Here is a 22,726-nt window from a genome sequence, read left to right as displayed (position 1 = left end):
ACACATTCTCATAACCTAAACACCATGAGTGTTCCCCGTCACATATCGCCGGTCTCCGAAGCGCCGCGGGCGCCCTTCGCCGAGCAGCCCGCACGCGCCGTCGTCGAGGTCCGCAACCCCGCGGACGATACGGTCGCGGGAACCGTCCCGAACCTGTCCGGGGCCGAGGTCGCCGAGCTCGCGGCCCGGCTGAGGGCTGCCCAGCCTGCGTGGGAGGCGCTCGGTCCCGAGGGCCGCAAGAAGCACCTGCTCGCGTGGCTGAACTGGATCGTCGACAACAAGGAGCGCATCCTCGGGCTGGTCCACCGTGAGGCCGGGAAGAGCTGGGGCGATGCCCAGATCGAGCTGCTGGTCGCGGTCGAGGTCATCAACTACTACGCGAAGAACGGTGCTCGCTTCCTTGCCGACGAGACGCCGTCGCCGCACAATCTCACCGCGATCACCAAGAAGCTGCGCGTGATCCGCCGTCCGCATCAGCTGGTCGGCATCATCACGCCGTGGAACTACCCGCTCGCCATGCCGATGATGGACGTGCCCGGCGCGCTCATGGCCGGTGCCGCGGTCCTCACGAAGCCGTCCGAGGTGACCCCCCTGGCCTGGGCCGAGGTCGTCCGCGGCTGGGAGGAGATCGGTGCGCCGCCGGTCCTCGGCGTCGCGACCGGTCTTGGTGAGACCGGCGCCGCGGTCGTCGACCAGGTCGACATGGTCCAGTTCACCGGGTCGACCGCGACCGGTCGCCGGATCGGCATCCGTGCCGCAGAGCGCCTGATCCCCGCGAGCCTGGAGCTGGGTGGCAAGGACGCGATGATCGTGCTTTCCGACGCTGATCTGGACCGCGCGGTGGAGGGTGCGGTGTGGGGCGGTCTGTTCAATGCCGGCCAGTCGTGCATCGCGGTCGAGCGGGTCTACGTCGAGGCGCCGGTCTATGACGAGTTCGTCGAGCGCCTCGTCGACGCGGTCGGCAGGCTCCGGGTCGGCCATGACGCGCAGGGCGCCTTCGAGGCCGACTACGGCGCGATGGCCAACGAGCAGCAGATCGCCATCGTCGAGCGCCACGTCGCCGACGCCCTGGAGAAGGGCGCGACCGCGCTGACCGGCGGTCAGCGGCACGCCGAGGGCCTGTTCTACCCCCCAACCGTCCTCGTCGACGTGGACCACTCGATGTTGGCGATGACGGAAGAGACCTTCGGGCCGCTGCTGCCCGTGATGAAGGTCGAGGACGAGGACGAGGCTGTGCGCCTGGCCAACGACTCGCCGTACGGACTCGCGGGCAGCGTGTGGACCACCGACGCGGCCCGCGGCTTGCGGGTCGGCCGTCGGGTCGAGACCGGCGGCATGAACATCAACAACGCGATGACGAACGTCTTCCAGTTCCCGCTGCCGATGGGCGGCTGGAAGTCCTCGGGACTCGGCCACCGCTTCGGCGGGGCCAACGGCATCCGGAAGTACTGCCGCCAGCAGGCCTTCGTGAGCGAGAAGGTGCATCTCAAGCGGGAGATCCACTGGTACCCGAACACGGCCAAGAAGGCGGCATTCACCGACAAGGCGCTCCGCCTGATCGGCATGCACGACTGGCGTCGACGCCTCGGCAAGCCCGCGAAGTGAACCCTGGACCAGGAGGATTGACCATGAACGACACCTTCACCCCGCTCGCCGCCGGCACGGTGCCGGAGGCCTTCCAGCGCACCGTCGCGCAGTACGGCGACAAGGTCGCGCTGCGCACCATCGACGGCAGCGTGAGCCTCACCTGGGCCGAGCTGGACGCGCGCGTACGACGCCTCGCCGCCGGACTGGCGGCGGCCGGGCTCGGCAAGGGCGAGACGATCGCGATGCTGCTGCCCAACACTCCCGAGTGCCATCAGGTCGACTTCGCGGCCGTGCATCTCGGCGCCGTTCCGTTCGCGATCTTCAACAGCTCGCCGGCCGAGCAGATCGCGCACCAGCTCTCCAACGCGGACGCCCGCTTCGTCGTCACCGAACAGGTCTTCCTGCCCAAGGTGCTCGAGGCCGTGGGGCAGCTGGACGGTCAGGTCGAGACCGTGATCCTCGTCGACGGCGAGGCCGAGGGCACCATCAGCCTGGCCGCGATCGAGGCCGGAGCCGACGCCGGGTTCGACTTCGAGTCGGCCTGGCGTGCGGTCACCCCCGAGGACCTGGTGACCCTGATCTACACCTCCGGCACGACGGGACCGCCGAAGGGAGCACAGTGGTCGCACCGTACCGTGATGGCCGAGCAGCGCGCCCTCGACGCGGCCCTTCCCATGCCGGTCGACGGAATCATCTCGTTCTTGCCCATGGCCCACGCGGGTGGCCGGATCACGGCCCACTACATGTCGCTGGGGTACGGCGCCACGATCACGGCCTGCCCCGACATGAAGGAGGTGCCGGTCGCGCTGGCCTCCAGCCACCCGGATGCGTTCTTCTCGGTGCCCCGGCTGTGGGAGAAGCTGCAGGTCGGGATCGAGGCCATGATCGCCGCTCAGCCGGACGAGCAGCGTGTCGCGCTCCAGGAGGTCGTCGACCTCGGCCTCGAGCGGGTCCGTGCGATCGAGGCCGGCAGCGGCGTACCGGCCGATGAGGCCGCGGCGCTCGTGGAGCGGCACGACGCGATCGTGGCCCGGATCTCGCCGCTGCTCGCGCGACTCGGGCTCGACAACATCAAGGCCGCCTTCGTCGGCGGTGCCCCCTCCAGCCCCGAGCTGTCGCAGTTCTTCCGTGCGGTCGGCGTCCCGATGCTCGAGGCTTACGGTCTGACCGAGGGATCGCTCAACGTCTTCAACCGGGTCGAGGACTACAAGACCGGCACCGCGGGCAAGCCGCTACCCGGGGTCGAGGTCCGACTCGCCGAGGACGGCGAGCTGCTGTGTCGCGCCGAGCTCAACTTCGCGGGCTACCGCAAGCAGCCCGAGGCGACGGCCGGGGCGCTGGATGCCGACGGCTGGCTGCACACCGGGGACATCGCGACCATCGACGAGCACGGATTCGTCAAGATCGTCGACCGCAAGAAGGAGATCATCATCACGTCGACGGGCAAGAACATGTCACCCGCCAACATCGAGTCCGCCGTTCGCGGTGAGAGCTCGCTGATCGGCCAGGTCGTCGCCATCGGCAACGAGCGCAGCTATGTCACCGCGCTCATCACGCTCGACCCCGAGGCCGCTCCGGTGCACGCCAAGAACCTCGGCCTGGAGGGTCTCCCGCTCGACGAACTCGTCGCCTCACCGGCGCTGCTGGCCGAGGTCGAGGGCATCGTCGACCGCGCCAACAAGCGCCTCCACGGCAGCGAGCAGATCAAGAAGTTCACCGTCCTCGGCTCGGCCTGGCTCCCGGACACCGACGAGCTGACGCCCACAGCCAAGCTCAAGCGCCGGGTGATCCACGTTAAGTACGCCGACCAGATCAACGGGATGTACAGCCTGTGACCGGAGGTTCCACAGGCCCCCTCGCGGGCCTGAAGATCGTCGAGCTCGCCGGCATCGGGCCGGGCCCGTACGCCGCCATGCTGCTCGCCGACATGGGTGCGGAGGTGGTCCGGGTCGAGCGCCCGAGCCGCCAGGGCAGCTCGGTCCCGCCGGAGCAGGACGTGCTCCGCCGCAACCGACGGTCGGTGATCCTGGACCTGCAGGACCCTCGCGGCGTGCAGGCCGCCCTGCAGCTGGTCGCACAGGCCGACGTACTGCTCGAGGGGTTCCGGCCCGGCGTCACCGAGCGCCTCGGCCTCGGTCCCGATGACTGCTGGGCGGTCAACCCGCGCCTGGTCTACGGCCGGATGACCGGCTGGGGTCAGGAGGGGCCGCTCGCGGCCGCCGCCGGCCACGACATCGGCTACATCGCCGTCACCGGTGCCCTGCACGCGATGGGTCGTGCCGACGGGCCGCCCATACCACCGGTCAACCTCGTCGGCGACTTCGGCGGTGGCTCGATGTTCTTGGTCACCGGCGTGCTCGCCGCGTGCTGGGAGGCCGCCCGCTCGGGCCGCGGCCAGGTCGTCGACGCCGCGATCGTCGACGGCGCCAGCTCGCTGACCGGCCTGCTGCACGGCATGCTCGCCACCGGCCTGTGGCGCGACCGCCGCGGTGCGAACATGCTCGACGGCGGCATGCCCTGGTACGACACGTACGCCACCTCCGACGGCCAGTGGATGGCCGTCGGCGCGCTGGAGCCGCAGTTCTACGACGAGCTGGTGCGCCTGCTCGAGCTGGATCCGGCCGTCGCCGACCGCACCGACCCCGCCCGCTGGCCGCAGATCCGCGAGGCGCTGGCGTCGGCCTTCGCCTCCCGCACCCGCGAGGAGTGGGCTGAGGTCTTCGAGGGCACCGACGCCTGCGTGGCTCCGGTGCTATCACTGCGCGAGGCCGCCGGCCACCCGCACCTCGACAAGCGTGCGACCTTCGTTGAGGTCGGCGGCGTCGTCCAGCCTGCTCCGGCGCCGCGGTTCAGCCGCACGACCTCCGGTCACCCGGTCCCGCCGCCGGCCCTCGGCAAAGACACCCGCGACGTCCTCACCGCGTGGGGCGTCGCGGATGTCGACGGCCTCCTCGACAGCGGGATCGCCGTTCAGTCCTGATGCTGCCGCCTCCCTGGCTCGGGCGTTGCCGCAACCTTTCCATGCGGCAACGCCCTTCGGGTTGGCGGCCTACTGGGTTGGACCAGATGTCACCAGAAGCGCGGCGTCCGCTTCTCCACGAAGGCCAGCTTGGCCTCCGCGTAGTGCGGGTGCTGCTGGGCACGCCCTTGCGCGACCGCCTCGGCGTCGAGCTGGGTCGCGAGATCGACCGACTGGGCGGCGCGCAGCAACTGGCGGATCGAGCCGACCGAAGCGGAGAGGGCAGCGATCTCGGAGGCGAGCGCGGTGGCCCGCGATAGTAGGTCGTCGACGGGGACCACTTCATTGACCAGGCTCCACTCCAGAGCCTGCTCAGCGGTGACCTTGCGGCCGAGCAGCGCGATCTCGCTGGCCCGCGTGGCACCGACGATGCGGGGGAGGAGCCAGGTGGCGCCGGCGTCGGGCACCAGACCGACCTTCACGAAGGACATGCTGAATGACGCCTTCGTCGAGGCGAGCCGGAAGTCGGCGTTGAGCGCGAGCGAGAAGCCTGCGCCGGCGGCCGGGCCGTTGACGGCGGCGACCACCGGGGTGTCCATCGAGGCGAGCTGCTCGACGAGCGGGATGTAGAGGCGGCGGATGACGTCCTCGACATCGCTCGGCCCGGCGTTCAGGTCCGCGCCGGCGCAGAACGCCTTGCCGGCGCCGGTCAGCACGATCGCGCGGACGTCGTCCTCGGTCTCGAGCTTCTCCATCTGCTCGCGCAGGTCGGCGACCAGCGCGTGGTTGAGCGCGTTGTAACGCTCGGGCCGGTTGAGCGTCACCACGGCGTACCCGTCGTGACGTCGGCAGAGCAGGTGGTCGGTGGACTCCATGGGTGGCCTCCGTGAGTGGTGGTGGTCGTCGTCGTTGACCCGACGGTTCTCGTCTACCTATATTAGAGATGCATAGACTCAAAAAGGAAAGGTGTGTCCAGATGGACCTCGTAGGATCTTCGGCCGTCGTCACGGGCGGCGCGTCCGGGCTCGGGCTCGCAACAGTGAGGCGGCTCCTCGACGCAGGTGCCGAGCGCATCGTCATCGCCGACCTCCCGTCCTCCGATGGCAAGGCTGTGGCCGAGTCGCTCGGCGACCGGGTCGTCTTCGCGCCCGCCGACGTCCGCAATGCCGACGCCATGAACGAGGCCTACGACGCGGCCGAGGCCGCCGCCCCGCTGCGTGCCGTCGTGCACTGCGCGGGCCGCGGGGGTGCGGTGCGTCTGGTCAACCGGGATGGCACGCCAGGTGACATCGAGCTCTATTCCGAGGTTGTGGGCATCAATCTGATCGGCACCTTCAACGTGCTGCGCCTCGCCGCCGCGCGGATGGCGAAGAACGAGCCCGTCGACGGCGACCGCGGGGTTTGCATCCTCACCGCGTCGGTCGCCGCATTCGAGGGCCAGATCGGGCAGATCCCCTACGCCTCGGCCAAGGCGGGCATCGTCGGCATGACCATCGTCGCGGCGCGCGACCTCGCGGGCAAGCAGATCCGTGTCTGCACGATCGCCCCCGGCACCTTCGACACTCCACTGCTCAACCGGCTCAGCGACGACGTCCGCGACTCGCTGGCCAAGATCGTGCCGCACCCGAGCCGACTCGGACAGCCCGACGAGTACGCCAAGCTCGCCCTGAGCATCATCGACAACGGCATGCTCAACGGCGAGACGATCCGGCTCGACGGCGCAATCCGGATGTCGCCGCGATGAGCGACGCCGTCCTGCTCGAGGTCGACAACGGGATCGCGACCATCACCCTCAATCGCCCGGAAGTGCGCAACGCGATCGACCTGCCCACCTCGCTGGCGATCGCCGGGGTGCTCGACGAGGTCGACGAGTGCTCCGACATCGCAGTGGTCGTGCTGACCGGCGCCGGCACGACCTTCTGTGCCGGTATGGACCTCAAGGCGTTCGCCGCGACGGGGGAGCGTCCTATCCATGAGCGCCGGGGTGCCTTCGGCATCGTGCGGCGTCCGTGCGACAAGCCGCTGATCGCCGCGATCGAGGGCAATGCCCTCGGTGGCGGTCTCGAGATCGCACTCGCCTGCGACCTCGTGGTTGCGACCGAGAGCTCGCGCCTCGGCCTGCCCGAGGTCAAGCGTGGCCTGGTTGCGGCGGCCGGCGGCGTGCTCCGTCTGCCGCGCCGGATCCCACAGGCCGTCGCCCTGGAGCTGATCATGACCGGCGAGCCGCTGACAGCGGTCCAGGCGAAGGAGTGGGGCCTGGTCAACCGCGTTGCCCCAGACGGGAAGGCGCTGGCGGTGGCCCGCGAGCTGGCGGCAGCGATCAGTGCCAACGCGCCACTCGCCGTACGCGCGGCCAAGCGGATCGTCGTCGAGTCGGTCGGCTGGACCCTCGACGAGGGCTTCGACCGTCAGGCGACGTACACGGACCCGGTGCGCTCCTCCGCGGACGCCGCTGAGGGGGCGCGCGCCTTCGTGGAGAAGCGCCCGCCGGTGTGGACGGGCGCTTGAGGAGTCCGTTTGTCAAGGCGGTGGCCGGTCGCAGCTGCGCGACCGGCCACCGTGCCTTTTGAGCGTGCGGTTTGACGAGAGGAGTCTCTCGGGAGATATTATTGAGACACAGACGTTCAATAAGATTTCCAGAAGGGGACTCACGTGACCCAGCTCATCAACCGAGCCGAGGATGACTCGGCCCCGGACCGGGACCGCCTTGCCGCGGCTCTCGAGGACGCGAACATCCCCACCCTGCTGCTGGTGCTGGCGCACCTGACCGGTGAGGAGAAGTGGCTTTCGGGGAAGTATCGGCCGCAGCGCGGACCCGTGCTGGACGACAACGACTCGGGCTCCCTCCCGGAGGACGTCCAGGCCGAGATCCGCTCCGCCGCGCTGCGCGCGATCCTGGACGCCGAGTCCGGTCTGATCGCGGAGCGCCCGTTGACGCCCGAGCAGGTGACCCGGATGCTCGAGGTCGCGCTCGTCGAGGAGATCCCGGACGAGTACGGGGAGCTGCTCGCCGAGGAGCTCGGTGTCCTCTCCCGTGACGTCGAGGTCCCGCATCCGCTGCCGGAGGGCTTCGAGGTCCTCATCATCGGAGCCGGCCTGTCCGGCATCGCGCTGGCGATCAAGCTCAAGGGCGCCGGCGTGCCGTTCACGGTCATCGAGAAGAACCACGAGATCGGCGGCACCTGGTGGGAGAACGTCTACCCGGGCTGCGGCGTGGACACCCCCAGCCACCTGTACTCCTTCTCGTTCGAGCCGAACGGTGAGTGGAGCCGCTTCTTCGCCAAGCGCCCGGAGGTGCACAGCTACCTGGCGCGCCTCGTCGACGATTACGGCATCCGCGAGCACATTGTCTTCGGCCACGAGGTCGAGCGCGCCGACTTCGACGCCGCGACGACGACCTGGAAGCTCGACGTCGTCGACGGCAGCGGCGTGCGGACGTCGTATACGGCGCCGATGCTGGCCACCGGCGTCGGCATGGTCAATCGGCCCTCGATCCCGAGCATCCCGGGGGCGGGCACCTTCGCCGGCCCGATCATGCACACGGCGCAGTGGGACCCCGAGGTCGAGTACGCCGGCAAGACCGTCGCCGTGATCGGCACCGGCGCCAGCGCCATGCAGCTGGTGCCCTCGATCGCCGGCGTCGCGAAGAAGGTTGTCGTCTTCCAGCGCTCCAAGCAGTGGGCCGTCCCGCACCCGAACTACCACCGCGACGTGCCCGAGGGCGTCCGCTACCTGATGGGGCGCCTGCCGCTCTACGCCCGCTGGTACCGGCTGCGCGCGTTCTGGAACTTCAGCGACCGCCTGCACTCCTCGCTGCGGATCGACCCCGAGTGGACCAAGCCCGAGCTGTCGATCAACGACCAGAACGAGCGCCACCGCATCTTCCTGACCAAGTACATCAAGGACCAGCTCGGCGACCGCACGGATCTGCACGACGCCTGCATCCCCGAGTACCCGCCGTACGGCAAGCGCCCGCTGCTCGACAACGGCTGGTTCCGCACCATCCAGCGTGACGACGTCGACCTGGTCACGACCAACGTCGAGCAGATCGCCCCCGAGGGCGTGATCACCACCGACGGCACGCTCCACGAGGCCGACATCGTCGTGTGGGCGACTGGCTTCAAGGCACTGCAGTTCCTGTGGCCGATGGAGATCCACGGGGTCTCCGGCAAGAGCCTGGCCGAGCAGTGGGGCGACCACGACGCCCGCGCCTACCTCGGCGTGACGGTGCCCGACTTCCCGAACATGTTCATCCTCAATGGACCGAACACCAACGCCGGCCACGGTGGCAGCGCCATCCTCGCCTGCGAGTTCCAGGTCCGCTACATCATGCAGGCGATCGCCCGCCTCGCGGCCGGCGGGGTGGCCGGCCTCGAGGTCGACGAGGACGTCTTCTGGGCCTACAACAAGGAACTCGACGCCGAGCTCGACAAGTGCATTTGGTCGCACCCCGGGATGACCACCTGGTACCGCAACGAGGCCGGCCGGATCGTCGTCAGCAGCCCGTGGACCTACCTCGACTCCTGGAGTCGGATGCGGCACTTCGACGCGGCTGACTATCGCGAGATCAGAGCGGCCGACGCCTCCTCGTAGTCGCGACTCGATCGCTTGCGCTCGGATCCCTCGGGGATCCGGGCGCAGGGTTTCCTTGTGGACCCGGACGACTCGTCGCACGGAACGTACGTCAACCGCAAGGCCCTGTGGGGGTGGACCGCGACTCCGTGCCCTTGACTGGGGACGTCGCAAACATTAAATTGAGACGCGCAGGTTCAGAATTTGCTCCTGGTGGATGGATAGCAGACCGGGAGCCAGATGCTCGAAGCAAACAAGGAGCAGCGATGAGCTACAACCTCCCGACCGAGAACTCGCTGCGCGGGCCGTTCCAGCCCATGCGGTTCGAGGCCACGGTTGACGAGTGCATCGTCACCCACGGCGAGATCCCGAAGGACCTCGCCGGCGGTTTCTACCGGGTCGGTCCGACCTGGAAGCGTCCCACCAAGCAGGGCACCAACCCGCTGCTCAGCATGGACGGCATGGTCCAGGCGATCACGTTCGAGGACGGTGTCGCCAACTTCAAGAACCGGTGGGTCCGCACTCCCAAGTACGTGCTCGAGGCCGCGCGCAAGCAGGGCATGTTCGAGTGGGAAGACGGCGGCTTCGGTGACTGGCGCGACACCGCGTACGGCGAGGTCAAGCGGGACGCCGGCAACCAGGGCGTCTCGCGTGGCGTCTCGAACATCAACATCTTCCCGTTCCAGGGCGAGATGCTCGCCTCGAGCGAGCAGGGCGGCCCGCCGATCGCGATCGACCCGATCACCCTCGAGACCAAGGGCATCGTGCCGTGGTCCCCGAAGCTGACGTCGGGCCTGCACACGCCGGCGGCGTACGGCGACGCGACGTTCTCGGCCCACCCGAAGTGGGACCCGGACACGGGCGTCCTCTACGGCTGGACCTACAGCGACGAGGCGCCGTACGTGGTCATGCACTACGTGAACCCCGACGGCACGGTCGACACCCGCGAGCTGTGGGACGCGCCCTACAACACCGTCGCCCATGACATCTGGCTGACGCCGGAGTGGGTCGTGATGCCCTTCCAGCCGTTCCTGGTCGACAAGAAGCGGATCAAGCAGGACAAGAACGTCTGGGAGTGGAACCCCGAGCTGCCCATCGTGATTGCGCTCATCCCGCGCCACGACATGCACGGCGAGATCCGTTGGATCACGACCGATCTTCCGGCGCAGTACATCATGCACACGATGTCGGCCAACGTGATCGGCAACGAGCTCCAGCTCGACGGCCCGATCTTCAACCGGCCGCCGTTCCCCTTCGAGCAGGACTTCCAGGAAGGTGACGACATCGCGCTGTTCTTCTCCATCGCCAAGAGCAACCTCGGCCGCTGGGTGATCGACCTGGAGACCGGCAAGGCGAAGGCCGAGCAGCTGTCGGACCGGCCTTCGGAGCTGCCCAAGGTCGACGAGCGTTTCTACGGCAAAGGCTACGAGTGGGGCTACTCCGTGGGGGGTGTCGTCAAGCGCGGCGGCATGAAGATGAACAACCTTACCGTCACCAACATGAAGACGCTCTCGGAGTCGACCTACCAGATCCGGGACAACGAGCCGGCCGCGGTGCTAGAGGCTACCTTCGCGCCACGCAAGATCGACTCGCCCGAGGGCGACGGCTACATCATCGTCCCGGTCTCATGGTGGGCCGAGAAGCGCGGTGAGTACCAGATCTTCGACACCGACGACGTGAGCGCGGGGCCGATCTGCCGCATCGAGCTGCCCTTCCAGATGGGCTGGACGCCCCACGGTCACTGGATGGACTTCCGCTGACCGAGAGCAGTGGGTATGACGCCGGCGGCGCCACCCGGGGATCGGGTGGCGCCGCCGGATTCCATCGCGGACCACGCGATGGCGGGACGCCGACGACCGCAGGGCGCGGGATCGGCAGGCAAGACGGAGGTCGCCTCATGGAACCATCGCAATTCATCCACCACAAGGTGCAAGTGGGTCTGTGGGCCTGCGGCATCGGCTTCGGCGTGCTGTTCTTCCTAGGGCTCATGCCATTCGCGGGCTTCATCCCGCCGCCCTCCCCCGAGCTGTCTGGGGCCGAGTTGATGGCCGAATACGGCCCGAGGCTCAACTGGGTCAAGCTCGGCATCGTCACCGGCCTGCTGGGCAGCGCCCTCTTGGTGCCGTGGTCGGCCCTCGTCTCGATCCAGATCGCGCGGGCGGAGGAGGGCCGGCGGGTTCCGGTCCTGGCTGTCGTGTCGCTGTGCGCCGGCTGTGTCAACGCGGTCGCCTTCATCCTCCCCTTCATCTTCTGGGCTGGCGCCTACTACCGGGTGGACCGCTCACCAGAGCTGGTCCAGCTGATCAGCGATATGACGTGGTTGGAGTTTCTGCTGTTCTTCCCGGCGTTCAGCATGCAGCTGATCTGCCTGGGCATCGCCGGCCTGACCCAACGGCAGGGTCCACAGGTCTTCCCGCGGTGGTTCTGCTACCTCAACATCTGGATGGCCGTGGTCGGCTCCACCGGTGTGCTGTCCATCTTCTTCTTCGGCGGGCCGTTCGCTTGGAACGGCGCGATCGGGTTCTACCTGCCCGTCGGCTCCTACGTGCCGTTCCTCATCGTCACCTACGTGCAGTTCTACCGAACGCTCAAGGCGGAGAAGCGGTACTACGAGGATCTGGGGCAGACGTCCTCCGCGGCGCCGGCCGCCGTATGAGCGATCGCGTGACGGCACCGCCGACGAGACTGATCGGACCCGACGACGACCACGCCCTGCGTGAGGCCGTCCGACGGATCGCCGTCGCGTACGGGCCGGACTACTTCCAGGCGCAGGTCGACGCGGGCGGCAATGCCCAGGAGTTGTGGGCAGCGCTCGGCGCCGGCGGCTACCTCGGCGTCCACCTGCCCGAGGAGTACGGCGGCGGGGGAGGCGGCCTTCGCCAGCTCGCGATGGTCGTCGAGGAGACCGCCATGGCCGGTGTCCCCGCCATGTCGATCCTCTTCTCGCCAGGCGTCATCGGCACCGTGCTCGACCGGAGCGCGACCGACGAACAGAAGGCCCGCTGGCTGCCGGCCATGGCAACCGGCCGGGAGCGGTGGTCGTTCGCGCTCACCGAGCCGGATGCGGGCTCGAACGCACACCGCATCTCAACCGTCGCGGCGAGGGATGGCGACGCCTATGTGCTGCGCGGCCAGAAGGTCTACATCACCGGCGTGGAGAGCGCGTCGAAGGTCATGGTGGTCGCCCGTACGGGCACCGATGAGCTGACCGGTCGGGCGCGCCTCTCCGTCCTCGTCGTCGACGCCGATGCGCCGGGGCTGGAGCGGACCAGGATCTCGACCGTTATGAACCAGCCTGAGCAGAGCTGGCAGCTGCACTTCGACAACGTTCGGGTGCCGGTGGGAGACCGTGTGGGCGAGGAGGGGCGGGGCCTTGCGGTCGCCTTCACCGGTCTCAACACCGAGCGGATCCTGGCGAGCTCGATCTGTACGGGGATCGGCCGCTACGCCCTCCGCAAGGCGGTTGAGTATGCGCGGTCCCGTCAGGTCTGGGACGTCCCGATCGGCGCGCACCAGGCGGTCGCCCACCCGCTCGCTGCAGCCCATGTGCACATGACGGCGGCCGTGGAGATGACCGACAAGGCGTGCCTGCGCTACGACTCCGGTGTCGAAGTCGGAGAGCTCGCCAACATTGCCAAGTACCTCGGCGCCGAGTCCGGGTTGAGGGCGCTTGATGCGGCGATCGGGGTCCATGGCGGGAACGGGGTCTCGAAGGAGTACCAGCTGGCGACGTACTTCTGGATCGTCCGGATGCTCAACATGGGCCCGGTCTCCAAGGAGATGATCCTCAACTTCGTCGCCGAGCACAGCTTGTCTCTGCCGCGGTCGTACTGACGAGAACCGGCGAGGCTCGCTCTATGCAGTGCGGTGAGGGATGGCGTCCCGGGCTGAGCGGGCAGCCGTGCTCCGGCATGGCCGGAGCACGGCTGATCAGCTGGTCAGTGCGTCGAGTCGGCTGCGCAGCTCGGCGACCTCGGCTGCCAGGGACGGGTTCTGCTCGCTCGGAGCCAGATCGTCCTTGTCGACGGACTTCAGCAGCATCGTGAAGTTGGGCAGGAACCAGACCAGGAAGCCCGGCGATCAGAAACCCGACCATGAACAGCACACCCATCACGGGGCCGGGATGAACGGCTCGGTTGCTGGAGGCGTCGCCGTAAGCGTGGCGAGGGCGGCGATCAGTGCGCGATGCTGGGAGACCACGTCGTGCAGCTCGGTGACGAACTGCTTGCGCACCTCGGCGGGGTGGCCGACCGGTGGCTCACCGGCGATCCAGCGCTAGGTGAACGAGCCGAGGAAGTCGGTGAAGGGGCGGAGCACCGCCTCGTCGTACAGGTGCTCCTTGGACTCGTAGATCCGGACCATCGTGGTTCCGCGGACCTGGGCTCGTTCTGCGATCTCGCGTGTCGTGGTCGTGGCGAAGCCCTTCTCGGCGACGAGACCTGCCGCGGCGCCGAGGATCAGCTCGCGAACCTGCGCAGAGGTGCGGTGGAGACGCACGAGGCATGACCTTGATGACCGCTCAGCGTTCGGTCAGTACTGACGGTAGAGCGAAGGTGCGCAGCACGCGCTCCAGCTCGCCCGGGCCGACCTCGCCGGCGTCATGGAGCAGGGCGAATGTCAGGATCCCCTGGATCCAGCGCCCCGCCTCCTCGACCGTGGTGCCCGGGCGCAGGCGCCCGGCGGCGAGGGCGCGCTCGAGGACCGGACGCGCGGTCTCGCGGATCAGCTCCTCGATCGGGTGCGAGTGCCCGAAGAGCTTCTCGACCTGCTCCGGCGTCAGGGCGGCGTTGAGCTCGTTGAGCTCGGTGTGCGTCGACGCCGTGGCGACGGCCCTGACCAGGAAGGCCAACAACGCCTCGTCGATGTCCTCGGGGTCGTCGCGTCCGGCGGCGGTCAGGCTCTCCTTGAGCTCTTCGCAGCACTGGATGATGGCGAGCTCGATGAGCTGGTCTCGGCTGGAGACTGTGTTATAGACGGTCTGGCGCACGACGCCGGCCGCGCGGGCCACGTCGGCCATCGTGGTCCGGCGGACGCCGTGCTGTGCGAAGGCCTCACGGGCGGCGCGGACCAGGGCGGCGGTCGCGGCTTGCATGTGCAGATCGTAGTCGGGCACCGAGATCAGCCGGCGAGGTAGAAGCCAAGTGTCAGGCAGCAGACGACCAGGCAGTAGACCTCGATCAGGATCCGGAGTGGCAGCGGGGCATCCTTGAGCTCCATGAAGTAGAGCCCGACGAAGCGGACCTTCACGAACGCCAGAACCATCACGATCAGACTCGCCGACTTTGCGCCCTCGACGAACCCGTGGTCGGTGCCGAGCGCCCAGGAAACCACGGTGGCGAGGACCAGGAGGATCCAGACCACCGTGGCTGAGGACCGAAAACCCGAGGACAGCGTGCGTATGTCTGAGTGCGGTGCCGCCGTCGCGACGGGAGTGGTGTTCATCGAACTCACCTCACGAGGAAGATCAGAGGGAACAGGACCAGCCACAGTAGGTCGACCATGTGCCAGAAGCAGGCCCCGCCCTCGAAGAGTGCGAACTGCCCCTTCGACAGCTCCGGCTTGCGGGCCATCGTGAAGAGCGCCACCAAGACGACCAGGCCGAGGAGTAGGTGAAAGGCGTGCAGCCCGGTCAGCACGAAGTAGTACATGAAGAAGTCGCTGCTTTGCGGGGTGATGCCATGGGCGATCTTCTCGCTGTACTCGAATCCTTTGACAACGAGAAAGGATGCGCCACAGATCCATGCCGCGGCGATGAACAGCGGGGCCTTGGCACGCAGTGCTGCGTTGGGGGTGTTGATGATGCGCATGGCCAAGACGACGAACAGCGAGCTCACCAGGAGCAGCACCGTGTTGACGGCGCCGAAGTTCTGGTTCAGCTGCGCCTGGTCATGTGCGAACCCCGCCGCGTCACTGATGCGAGAGTTGAGGAACACGCAGAAGAAGACGGCGAAGACGCACATGTCGCCGAAGATGAAGATCCATACGCCCTCTTCGCCGGGTATGCGCCGGGGGCGGGTCGCCGCCAACGCGGTGGTTGGCGCGACCTCGAGATCGGTCTCGGTCATGAGGACTCCTGGTGTCAGAAGACAGCGTCGGCGGTGGTGCTGATCGGGGCGCCGGTGGTGCTGGCCGCGATCTTTTCGGCCTCCTGGGCGCGCAGGGACCGGAAGATCAGCCACGATTGGACCGAGATCCACACGCCGAACAAGGACAGCGGGGACCAGAAGACGAGGAGACCGTTCCAGGAGAGCAGCCCGGCCTTCGGGACGAATGCGAAGGCGCCCGCCTCGAACATAATGGTGATCCACAGGGACAGGTAGCCCCACCAGCGCGGGAACGGGTTGTGCGGGATCAGCTGTGTGGCTGGGCGCAACGCAATCACCGTCACGCCAACCCACATGAAGATGAAGAACTGGTCCGTCGTCACCAGGATCAGCAGGGCGATCTCGTGAGTCATTGCGGTGATCTCAGGGTTTCGGTCGGCGTTGAATGCCGCCGCCCCCCAAAAGACTGGCGGCAGAACCAGGAACAATGACATCAGCGCACCACTGACCAGGGAGAGGGTGCTCCAGATCTTGGCGCCCCCGGTCTCGACCCGTGCCATCTGGACGGCCACGACTGTGAGGATCGGCATCATGAAGGCGCCCACCCAGCCGTCGATGACTGCGCCCCACCTGATCTTGACGCTGTTCTCGCGATAGAACTCGGCCACCTGGGAAGCGGACCAGGTCGCGTCTGGTGGTGGCACCATGCCGATCAAGAAGATGAGGGCGACGCCATAGACGATGGCGAGGCCGATGCCCCACCAGAGGATGGCTCGCTGGCTCTTCTCGGAGAAGAGGGATGCGGCAGCGGACATGGCGTACTCCTCGAAAACGCGGTGTGAATGTGGCGCGCTTCACATTAGCAACGGCTGCGACAGCTGTACAGACATTGTCGCGATGTCGCGTCTCAAAAACTTGGGACGGGGGCGATCCGTGTCCGCAAGTGAGGCTTGTCACAGTGGTGAGGGTCGACTAACGTGCTTATTTAGAGACAGTTCATCTCGAAACAATCAACAGGAGTGTCGATGAGAGTGATGCGTGGTAGGCGCCGGGTCTGGGCGGTGGTGATCTCGGTTCTGGCGGCCTCGGGGGCGCTGACCCCTGCAGCATGGGCTTCCGATTCCGTGGGTGATCAGCCTTTCGCGACGAGCGAGTACCGGCTGCCGGAGCCCGTCTCGGGGCCATGTGAGATCGAGTTCGATGACGATGGTCGCGCCTGGATCGAGGAGGTGACCGGCAACGCCATCACGCGCTTCGACCCGTCCTCGAAGCAGTTCACGCGCTTTCCGGTGGACCAGCCACTGAGCGTACCGGGGGGTATGGAGATCGGTCCGGACGGAGGGTTGTGGTTCGCGCAGGTCTCACGCAATCTGATCACCCGACTCGATCCCGCGGACGGCTCGATGGAGAGCTCCACCATCCCTGCGGCGCTCCGCATCACGGCTCCGCTCCAAGCGGGCACGGCCCTTGCTAGTGATGTGACCACCGGCAAGGACGGCGCAATGTGGTTCACCATGTCCGGGGTTGCTGCGCTGGGGCGAGTCGACATCGAGACGCGCGAGGTCGAGGTGATCCCGCTGCCGACACCGCTGTCGACGACCACCCTCATCACCCAGATCATCCAGCCCGGCCCTGGGAACCTGCTGGTGGTGTCGCTCGGTGCTGCGAACAAGATCGCGACGATCGACGTGTTCACACGCCAGATCAAGGAGTACGTGGTGCCCACGGCTGCCTCGCTGCCCCAGGGGGTCACGACGGATCGACATGGCAGGGTCTGGTTCACCGAATCGCTCGGCCAGAAGTTCGGCTGGCTCGACATCGCAACTGGGAAGATCAAGGAGTTCAGCATCCTGGAGCTGCGTGGCCTCGGTGACCTGTCCCTCGGAAACCCGCTGCCGTTCCCGGGTCCGATCCGAGAGGGTTCGGACGGAAAGATCTACATCGCCCAGGGCGGCTTCGAGGGCGGGAACAAGATCGGCCAGTTCGACCCCTCGACGGGGGCGTACCGGGAGTTCGTGGTGCCCACTCCGATGGCCGGCATCTGCGACCTCAACAGCACCCAGGACGGCGCGATCTGGTTCGGTGAGTTCACGGGCAACGCGATCGGAAGGCTGGACATCGGATGATCACCAATCCAAGCGGGCGCGTCCGAGCGGTCTTGGCCGCGGTTGTGGCTGGGATCATCGGAGTGTTCGCGATGGCGACCCCGGCGCATGCCGGACCCATTGAAGACGCCAAGGTGGCGATCGCCGAAGGCGACGGCGCCGAGGCGGCGAAAATCATTGCGGCCCATGGGTATGCGGATCAGCCCGAGGTTCTGGCTGACATCATCTACGGCGCCGGGGTCCTGGCGGTGGCGGCAGACAACGGCGACGCCTACTCGATAGCGGTCGCAGATGCCTTCGTCAAGGGTGGAGTCACCTTCGGGACTGCGAACACGGCGTTCCGTCATGCGGCGACACTGGTGATTACGAACGCGCCTCACGACGACCAGCTGCTCGCTGAGCTGGGGCCAGGTGGAGCGGCTATTGTTCGAACCGAGTTGGCCTATTTCAACGTGTACCTGCCGTCGCTGCCGGCCACCTAGCTCAGCCAGCACGATTCTCGGGCGTCGGCTCCTCGCGTCGTTCTGTATGACGCGTGGAGCCGACGCCCTCGTCGTTTGCTCCTCGCGTCGTTCTTCCGGGTCCGCCAAGACTCATGCCCCACCACCAAGGCCACGATGCCCGATTCGGCCAGTTCGTCGTTCCCAACTCACGCCTGCGGGGGTGTTCGCTGCGGTGCAACTGCCGCGGATTCACCGAAGCATCCAGGCGAGGAGGACACCATGACGACTCTGATTCAGTTGTGGCGCTGACGATGCTGCTTGCGGGCATCCTGGTGATGGCGGGCTACGACGCGATCGGACAGGATCACGAGATCTCGAAACAGACTTCGCTCGAGATCGTGGAGATTGATGACGCTCGTCTCAAGTTCGAGATCAACGCCACCGGTCTCCGGCAATCTACCCGCGCACTCGGGCGGACCGCCCTCGAACGTACGCTGTCTGGTCTTGCTCCGGGTGGGGTTTACCTAGCTCCTCGTGTCACCACGAGGACTGGTGGGCTCTTACCCCACCGTTTCACCCTTACCGCTACCTGGAGGGTAGCGGCGGTCTGTTCTCTGTGGCACTGTCCCGCGGGTCACCCCGGGTGGCCGTTAGCCACCACCCTGTCCTGTGGAGCCCGGACTTTCCTCGACGTATCTCTACGACGCGATCGCCCGGCCAGCCCGTCCGCACAAAAGTCTATTGCGAGGCGGGCTCGATGTGGGCATCCGGACCGGGGAAGACGAGCGACTCGTGGTCGCTGTCGCTCCAGCGTACGAGGTAGGGCGGGCTGCCGTCGGGGTGGCTGACCTCGATGATCTCGGCCTCCCGAACGTGGTCCCCGACGTGCTGGCCCGCCACGACGAGGTGGTCACCTACTGATGCGTGCATGCGCGTTCACCTCCTCACCGTCACCATGGTGCTCTCGTGCGGGTGCGGATGGAATACCATGTGGGGGTATCACGTTCGGAGGGTGTGATGACCGAGAACGAAGAGTTCGAGTACGTAGCCCCGGCTGTTGTCTTCCCGGGCCAGACCTCGTACGAGGCGGCCTTCCGGACGGCCCACGACCTGCTCTCGCGGCGCTTCCCGGTGGAGGCGCTGGAGATCCTGGAGCCGGCGCTCGCCGACGACCCCGACAACATCGGGCTGCGCAGCATGCGTGCGTGGGCCTACATGCTGCGGGCGCAGCTCGCCAAGGCCGAGGCCGAGCTCCGTTGGCTCGTCGAGCGCGACCCGAGCGACGCCTGGAGCCAGCACTCCCTCGGTCGTGTCCTGGAGCGCCAGGACCGGCTCGAGGACGCGCTCGGCCCGCTGCGCCTGGCGGCTGTGATGAGCGACGACTACGACCATCACGCAGCCGTCTACCGCGTACGCAACAGGCTGGCGCAGCGCGAGGGGTGACCCGCGTGGCGCGCCGCCCACGGCGGTGGCAGGGTGGGGGCATGGAACCTGACACCACGACCCTCAACGCCGAGCAGGTCGCCCAGGAGCAGCTCGACGGCTGGACGTTCGACACCAGCGGCGAGGCCGACAGCATCGTCGCCCGTGTGGAGACCGGTGACTTCATCACCGGTCTCGCGCTGGTCAACGCGATCGGGGCGAAGGCCGAGGAGGCCAACCACCACCCCGACATCGACCTGCGCTACCCGTACGTCGAGATCCGGCTCTCCAGCCACGACGCCGGTGGCGTGACCAGCCGTGACATCGCGCTGGCGAAGGTGATCAACGGGCTCGCGGCCGAGTCCTCGCTCTGAGACCGGCTACGCCAGGCGCGTCATCTCGACGCTGACCTCGACGGCCGGCTCCTCGGGCCCCGAGTAGATCCCGCCCAGCGGCTTGACGTCGGTGTGGTCGCGACCCGTGGCCACACCGACGTAGGCGTCGCCGGGCTCGGTGCCGGTGGCCGGGTCGATCCCGTGCCAGCCGTTGTCCCACCACTCCACCCAGGAGTGGGCGCCGCCGGGGTAGACGTAGCCGGAGACGTAGCGCGCCGGGATCCCGACCGTACGCAGCGCGCCGAGCAGCTGGTGGGCGGCATCCGGTGCCGACCCTTCGGCAATCGCCCGGGCGATCTCGACCGCGGCCTCACCCGGGAGCCCCGCGGAAGCAGCGATGGCCTTGGCCCGAGTCGCGAGCTCCTCGTCGGGCGCCACCACAGACGTCAGGCCGAGGAACTCGATGAACCGGTCCGCGACCCCGGGCAGCGCGGCCTCCTCCCAGGTGAGCACCGGCGCGGCGCTGGGCTTCCGGTCGACCCGGACGGTGCTGGTCGCGGAGACCTTCAGCGCCCGATGAGCCTCGAGCACCTCGATCGCGGTGACCTCGTTGCCGAAGTAGTCCTTGTACTCATAGGTCCACGGCTTCGGCGAGACGTCGATCCGGTGGTGGACCACGATCTGGTCGGGCGTGGTCAGGGGAGTCAGTCGCGCCTGGTTGTAGGAGGCGACCGCCGGGCCGTCGTAGGTGAACGTCGTGGTGTGCACGATCCGGAACTGCATGCTCATCTCGATCAGACTCCTCAGACCGGCTGCCAGGCCAGCGCCTCGGCACCGGCGAAGTAGCGCTTGGTGACGGCTTCGGTGGCCTCCGCGCAGGTGACCTGGAGCCGCTCCATCTCGGCGGGCAGGTCGGCCAGGAGATCGTGGAGCGAGCGATACTCCAGCGACGCGCGCATCCGGCCGATCAGCCGGTGGGCCTCGTCGGAGAAGCCGGCCCGTCGGCTCGTTCCCTCCAGCGTGTCCAGCGCCCCCTCGGCCCGCTGCAGCGCGTGCACCACCGAGCGTGGGAAGATCCGGTCCAGCAGCAGGAACTCCGCGGCCGCCTGCTCGGTCTCGACCCCCTTGTTGACCCGCAGGAACGCGTCGTACGCCCCGCACGCGCGCAGCGTCGAGTTCCACTGCGACGCGCCGCCGGCGCTCGTCAAGGAGGTGGTCGCGACCAGCCGCGAGGTCATGTCGGCACGCTCGACGTAGCGCCCGAGCATCAGGAACTGCCAGGACTCGTCGCGCATCATCGTGGCGTCGGCGGTGCCGTTGATCTGGGCCACCCGGTCACGCACCCAGCCGAAGATGAATGGCGCCCGCATGTGCTTGAACTGCCCGGCCGGGATGGCGCGGTAGGTCGTGTTGAGCGCCTCCCACAACGGCACCGACAGGGTCTCCCGGGCCCCGCGGGCCGACTCCCGGGCCGCCCCGAGCGCATAGGCCATCGAGGTCGGCGCGGTGGTGTCGTACGCCAGCATGTCCAGCATCTGAGGCAACCCGACCTTCTCGGTGTCGGGGATCTCGATGCCCATCACCGCCAGCAGCGAGCGGCAGGCCGTCTCCTCGTCGGTGGCGGCGTCCTCGAGGATGTGCTGGGTCTGCACGTCGAGTATCCGTGCGGTGTCCTCGGCGCGCTCGACGTAGCGTCCGATCCAGAACATCGACTCCGCGATCCGCGAAAGCATCACGCCACCCCCTGTGACTGACTCATCGGTGTCGTTCCGGCGAGCACCCAGGTGTCCTTCGAGCCGCCGCCACGGGAGCTGTTCACGATCAGCTCGCCCTCTGCGAGCGCCACCCGAGTCAGGCCACCGGGAAGAACCCAGACCTTGTCGCCATCATTGACCGCGAACGGCCTCAGGTCCACATGCCGCGCCCCGAGATCTCCGTCGATGAAGGTCGGGACCGTCGAGAGCTGCACCACCGGCTGCGCGATCCAGGAGCGCGGATCCTCCAGGATCTTGCCGCGCAGCACCTCCAGCTCGCGCGCCGAGGCCGCCGGCCCGATCACGATCCCCTTGCCGCCCGAGCCGTCGACGGGCTTGAGCACGAGCTCGTCGAGCCGGTCGAGCACCTCCTCGCGGGACTCGGGATCACCCATCCGCCAGGTGTCGACGTTCTTGATGATCGGATCCTCCGCCAGGTAGTAGCGGATGATGTCGGGCATGTAGGTGTAGACGAGCTTGTCGTCGGCGACGCCGTTGCCGACCGCGTTGGCCAGGGTCACGTTGCCCATCCGGGCGGCGTCGATCAGCCCCACGCAGCCGAGCATCGAGTCGGGCCGGAAGTGCACCGGATCGAGGAACTCGTCGTCGATGCGCCGGTAGATCACGTGCACCGGGGCCAGCCCCTTGGTCGTACGCATCAGCACCTGCCCGTTGCGGCAGACCAGGTCGCGCCCCTCGACGAGCTCGACCCCCATCGTCCGCGCTAGCAGCGCATGCTCGAAGTAGGCGCCGTTGTAGACGCCGGGAGTCAGGACGACCACGGTGGGGTCGGCGACACCCGCGGGAGCGGCCGCACGCAGCGCCGCCAGGAGCTTCTGCGGGTAGTTGGCCACCGGCCGGATCCGGTGCTCCGCGATCGCCTCCGGAAGCGCGGCCGAGATCGCCCGACGGTTGGTCATGACGTACGAGACGCCCGACGGGACCCGGACGTTGTCCTCCAGGACGCGGAACTCGCCGGCGTTGTCGCGGACCAGGTCGATGCCCGAGACCTGCACGCGTACGCCGTTGGGCGGGTGCACCCCCGCGGCAGCGCGGTGGTAGTGGCTGGAGGTCGTGATCACCTCACGTGGGATCACCCCGTCGTCGAAGACCTTGCCCTCGTCGTAGACGTCGGCGAGGAAGAGCTCCAGCGCCTTGACCCGCTGCTGGACGCCCTTGTCGATCGTCGCCCAGCTGTCGCGCTCGATGACCCGCGGCACGATGTCGAGCGGGAAGGCCCGCTCCTCGCCGCCTATGTCGAAGGTGACGCCCTGGTCGAGATAGCTGGCCTGCATCGCCTCGACCCGGCTGATGAGCTCCGATGCGCTGAGCCGGCGCAGCGAGTCGCCGAGGCGTTGGTACGGAGGCCGGAGCTCGCTGCCGACGAACATCTCGTCATAGGCCGGATCCCGAGTCTCGTAGGCGTCGAACATCTGGCTCATGGTGGCAACCTACTGAAATCCGTGTAACAGCGCTGTTGCCCACGCGAACATCTCGCACAACGG

The 22,726-nt window shown here is 67.7% G+C and carries 24 protein-coding genes and 1 other RNA gene; 13 read left to right on the top strand and 12 right to left on the bottom strand.

What is annotated here, in order from left to right; all coding sequences use genetic code 11:
- The first annotated feature begins 24 nt into the window (after positions 1 to 24).
- The 3 genes from ACIA03_RS07520 to ACIA03_RS07510 are packed head-to-tail and all read left to right on the top strand — an operon-like array spanning position 25 to position 4,567.
- Entirely contained in the window at positions 25 to 1,605 is a 1,581-nt protein-coding gene (locus ACIA03_RS07520; RefSeq protein WP_396980803.1) for an aldehyde dehydrogenase family protein, read from the top strand.
- A gap of 23 nt (positions 1,606 to 1,628) precedes the next feature.
- Positions 1,629 to 3,422: an AMP-dependent synthetase/ligase gene (locus ACIA03_RS07515; RefSeq protein WP_396980801.1), complete on the top strand. Its 1,794-nt coding sequence runs from the start codon at positions 1,629 to 1,631 to the stop codon at positions 3,420 to 3,422.
- On the top strand, positions 3,419 to 4,567 hold the full coding sequence (locus ACIA03_RS07510; protein ID WP_396980799.1) for a CaiB/BaiF CoA transferase family protein: 1,149 nt from the start codon (positions 3,419 to 3,421) through the stop codon (positions 4,565 to 4,567). Before ACIA03_RS07515 ends, ACIA03_RS07510 begins: the two co-directional genes overlap by 4 nt.
- A gap of 89 nt (positions 4,568 to 4,656) precedes the next feature.
- On the opposite strand, the gene ACIA03_RS07505 is transcribed toward ACIA03_RS07510, so the two are convergent.
- Positions 4,657 to 5,421 carry an enoyl-CoA hydratase/isomerase family protein gene (locus tag ACIA03_RS07505; RefSeq protein ID WP_396980797.1) on the bottom strand — a complete coding sequence of 255 codons (765 nt, stop codon included), beginning with the start codon at positions 5,419 to 5,421 and terminating at the stop codon, positions 4,657 to 4,659.
- A gap of 101 nt (positions 5,422 to 5,522) precedes the next feature.
- Between ACIA03_RS07505 and ACIA03_RS07500 the strand changes: the two genes are divergently transcribed.
- The 6 genes from ACIA03_RS07500 to ACIA03_RS07475 all read left to right on the top strand — a co-directional run bounded on the left by ACIA03_RS07500 (position 5,523) and on the right by ACIA03_RS07475 (position 12,952).
- Positions 5,523 to 6,290, top strand: coding sequence for an SDR family NAD(P)-dependent oxidoreductase (locus tag ACIA03_RS07500; protein ID WP_396980795.1), 768 nt, complete (start codon positions 5,523 to 5,525; stop codon positions 6,288 to 6,290).
- Positions 6,287 to 7,054 carry a crotonase/enoyl-CoA hydratase family protein gene (locus tag ACIA03_RS07495; RefSeq protein WP_396980793.1) on the top strand — a complete coding sequence of 256 codons (768 nt, stop codon included), beginning with the start codon at positions 6,287 to 6,289 and terminating at the stop codon, positions 7,052 to 7,054. Before ACIA03_RS07500 ends, ACIA03_RS07495 begins: the two co-directional genes overlap by 4 nt.
- Before the next feature lie 144 nt (positions 7,055 to 7,198).
- Complete coding sequence (locus tag ACIA03_RS07490; protein ID WP_396980791.1) at positions 7,199 to 9,139, top strand: flavin-containing monooxygenase; 1,941 nt, start codon at positions 7,199 to 7,201, stop codon at positions 9,137 to 9,139.
- Positions 9,140 to 9,384: 245 nt separating this feature from the next.
- On the top strand, positions 9,385 to 10,878 hold the full coding sequence (locus ACIA03_RS07485) for a carotenoid oxygenase family protein (RefSeq protein ID WP_396980789.1): 1,494 nt from the start codon (positions 9,385 to 9,387) through the stop codon (positions 10,876 to 10,878).
- A 137-nt stretch (positions 10,879 to 11,015) separates the two neighbouring features.
- Positions 11,016 to 11,774 carry a hypothetical protein gene (locus ACIA03_RS07480; protein ID WP_396980787.1) on the top strand — a complete coding sequence of 253 codons (759 nt, stop codon included), beginning with the start codon at positions 11,016 to 11,018 and terminating at the stop codon, positions 11,772 to 11,774.
- Between the two features lie 8 nt (positions 11,775 to 11,782).
- Entirely contained in the window at positions 11,783 to 12,952 is a 1,170-nt protein-coding gene (locus ACIA03_RS07475; RefSeq protein ID WP_396980785.1) for an acyl-CoA dehydrogenase family protein, read from the top strand.
- Between the two features lie 276 nt (positions 12,953 to 13,228).
- On the opposite strand, the gene ACIA03_RS07470 is transcribed toward ACIA03_RS07475, so the two are convergent.
- The 6 genes from ACIA03_RS07470 to ACIA03_RS07445 are packed head-to-tail and all read right to left on the bottom strand — an operon-like array spanning position 13,229 to position 15,977.
- Entirely contained in the window at positions 13,229 to 13,351 is a 123-nt protein-coding gene (locus ACIA03_RS07470) for a hypothetical protein (protein WP_396980784.1), read from the bottom strand.
- 42 nt (positions 13,352 to 13,393) lie between these two features.
- Positions 13,394 to 13,615: a TetR/AcrR family transcriptional regulator gene (locus ACIA03_RS07465; protein WP_396980783.1), complete on the bottom strand. Its 222-nt coding sequence runs from the start codon at positions 13,613 to 13,615 to the stop codon at positions 13,394 to 13,396.
- 22 nt (positions 13,616 to 13,637) lie between these two features.
- On the bottom strand, positions 13,638 to 14,210 hold the full coding sequence (locus ACIA03_RS07460; protein ID WP_396980782.1) for a TetR family transcriptional regulator: 573 nt from the start codon (positions 14,208 to 14,210) through the stop codon (positions 13,638 to 13,640).
- 26 nt (positions 14,211 to 14,236) lie between these two features.
- The gene (locus ACIA03_RS07455) at positions 14,237 to 14,560 is read right to left on the bottom strand and encodes a cytochrome C oxidase subunit IV family protein (protein WP_396980780.1); all 324 of its coding nucleotides are present in this window, start codon (positions 14,558 to 14,560) and stop codon (positions 14,237 to 14,239) included.
- 5 nt (positions 14,561 to 14,565) lie between these two features.
- On the bottom strand, positions 14,566 to 15,183 hold the full coding sequence (locus ACIA03_RS07450) for a cytochrome c oxidase subunit 3 (RefSeq protein ID WP_396980778.1): 618 nt from the start codon (positions 15,181 to 15,183) through the stop codon (positions 14,566 to 14,568).
- Positions 15,184 to 15,197: 14 nt separating this feature from the next.
- Entirely contained in the window at positions 15,198 to 15,977 is a 780-nt protein-coding gene (locus ACIA03_RS07445) for a hypothetical protein (RefSeq protein ID WP_396980776.1), read from the bottom strand.
- Positions 15,978 to 16,286: 309 nt separating this feature from the next.
- On the opposite strand from ACIA03_RS07445, the gene ACIA03_RS07440 reads away from it, so the two are divergent.
- Together ACIA03_RS07440 and ACIA03_RS07435 are read left to right on the top strand one after the other, a co-directional pair.
- Positions 16,287 to 17,288: a hypothetical protein gene (locus ACIA03_RS07440; RefSeq protein ID WP_396980774.1), complete on the top strand. Its 1,002-nt coding sequence runs from the start codon at positions 16,287 to 16,289 to the stop codon at positions 17,286 to 17,288.
- Positions 17,285 to 17,749, top strand: coding sequence for a hypothetical protein (locus tag ACIA03_RS07435; protein WP_396980772.1), 465 nt, complete (start codon positions 17,285 to 17,287; stop codon positions 17,747 to 17,749). Before ACIA03_RS07440 ends, ACIA03_RS07435 begins: the two co-directional genes overlap by 4 nt.
- 324 nt (positions 17,750 to 18,073) lie before the next feature.
- On the opposite strand, the gene rnpB is transcribed toward ACIA03_RS07435, so the two are convergent.
- Positions 18,074 to 18,435: RNase P RNA component class A (rnpB, locus tag ACIA03_RS07430), an RNA gene on the bottom strand.
- A gap of 13 nt (positions 18,436 to 18,448) precedes the next feature.
- Positions 18,449 to 18,640: a DUF1918 domain-containing protein gene (locus ACIA03_RS07425; protein ID WP_396980770.1), complete on the bottom strand. Its 192-nt coding sequence runs from the start codon at positions 18,638 to 18,640 to the stop codon at positions 18,449 to 18,451.
- Between the two features lie 87 nt (positions 18,641 to 18,727).
- Here ACIA03_RS07425 and ACIA03_RS07420 point away from each other — a divergent pair, with 87 nt between their 5' ends.
- Both ACIA03_RS07420 and ACIA03_RS07415 read left to right on the top strand, forming a co-directional pair.
- Positions 18,728 to 19,153, top strand: coding sequence for a tetratricopeptide repeat protein (locus tag ACIA03_RS07420; protein ID WP_396980768.1), 426 nt, complete (start codon positions 18,728 to 18,730; stop codon positions 19,151 to 19,153).
- A 41-nt stretch (positions 19,154 to 19,194) separates the two neighbouring features.
- On the top strand, positions 19,195 to 19,506 hold the full coding sequence (locus ACIA03_RS07415; protein WP_396980766.1) for a 4a-hydroxytetrahydrobiopterin dehydratase: 312 nt from the start codon (positions 19,195 to 19,197) through the stop codon (positions 19,504 to 19,506).
- Between the two features lie 6 nt (positions 19,507 to 19,512).
- On the opposite strand, the gene ACIA03_RS07410 is transcribed toward ACIA03_RS07415, so the two are convergent.
- Genes ACIA03_RS07410 through ACIA03_RS07400 form a run of 3 tightly spaced genes read right to left on the bottom strand, consistent with a single transcriptional unit; the run spans position 19,513 to position 22,663 of the window.
- Complete coding sequence (locus ACIA03_RS07410) at positions 19,513 to 20,256, bottom strand: transglutaminase N-terminal domain-containing protein (RefSeq protein ID WP_396980764.1); 744 nt, start codon at positions 20,254 to 20,256, stop codon at positions 19,513 to 19,515.
- Positions 20,257 to 20,270: 14 nt separating this feature from the next.
- Complete coding sequence (locus ACIA03_RS07405) at positions 20,271 to 21,200, bottom strand: alpha-E domain-containing protein (RefSeq protein ID WP_396980762.1); 930 nt, start codon at positions 21,198 to 21,200, stop codon at positions 20,271 to 20,273.
- Positions 21,200 to 22,663: a circularly permuted type 2 ATP-grasp protein gene (locus tag ACIA03_RS07400; protein ID WP_396980760.1), complete on the bottom strand. Its 1,464-nt coding sequence runs from the start codon at positions 22,661 to 22,663 to the stop codon at positions 21,200 to 21,202. The genes ACIA03_RS07405 and ACIA03_RS07400 overlap by 1 nt, the downstream gene beginning before the upstream one ends.
- Positions 22,664 to 22,726: the final 63 nt, after the last annotated feature.

The sequence above is a fragment of the Nocardioides sp. NPDC051685 genome, assembly GCF_044453405.1.
GTDB lineage: Bacteria > Actinomycetota > Actinomycetes > Propionibacteriales > Nocardioidaceae > Nocardioides.
This window is presented reverse-complemented; position numbering and strand designations above follow the sequence as displayed.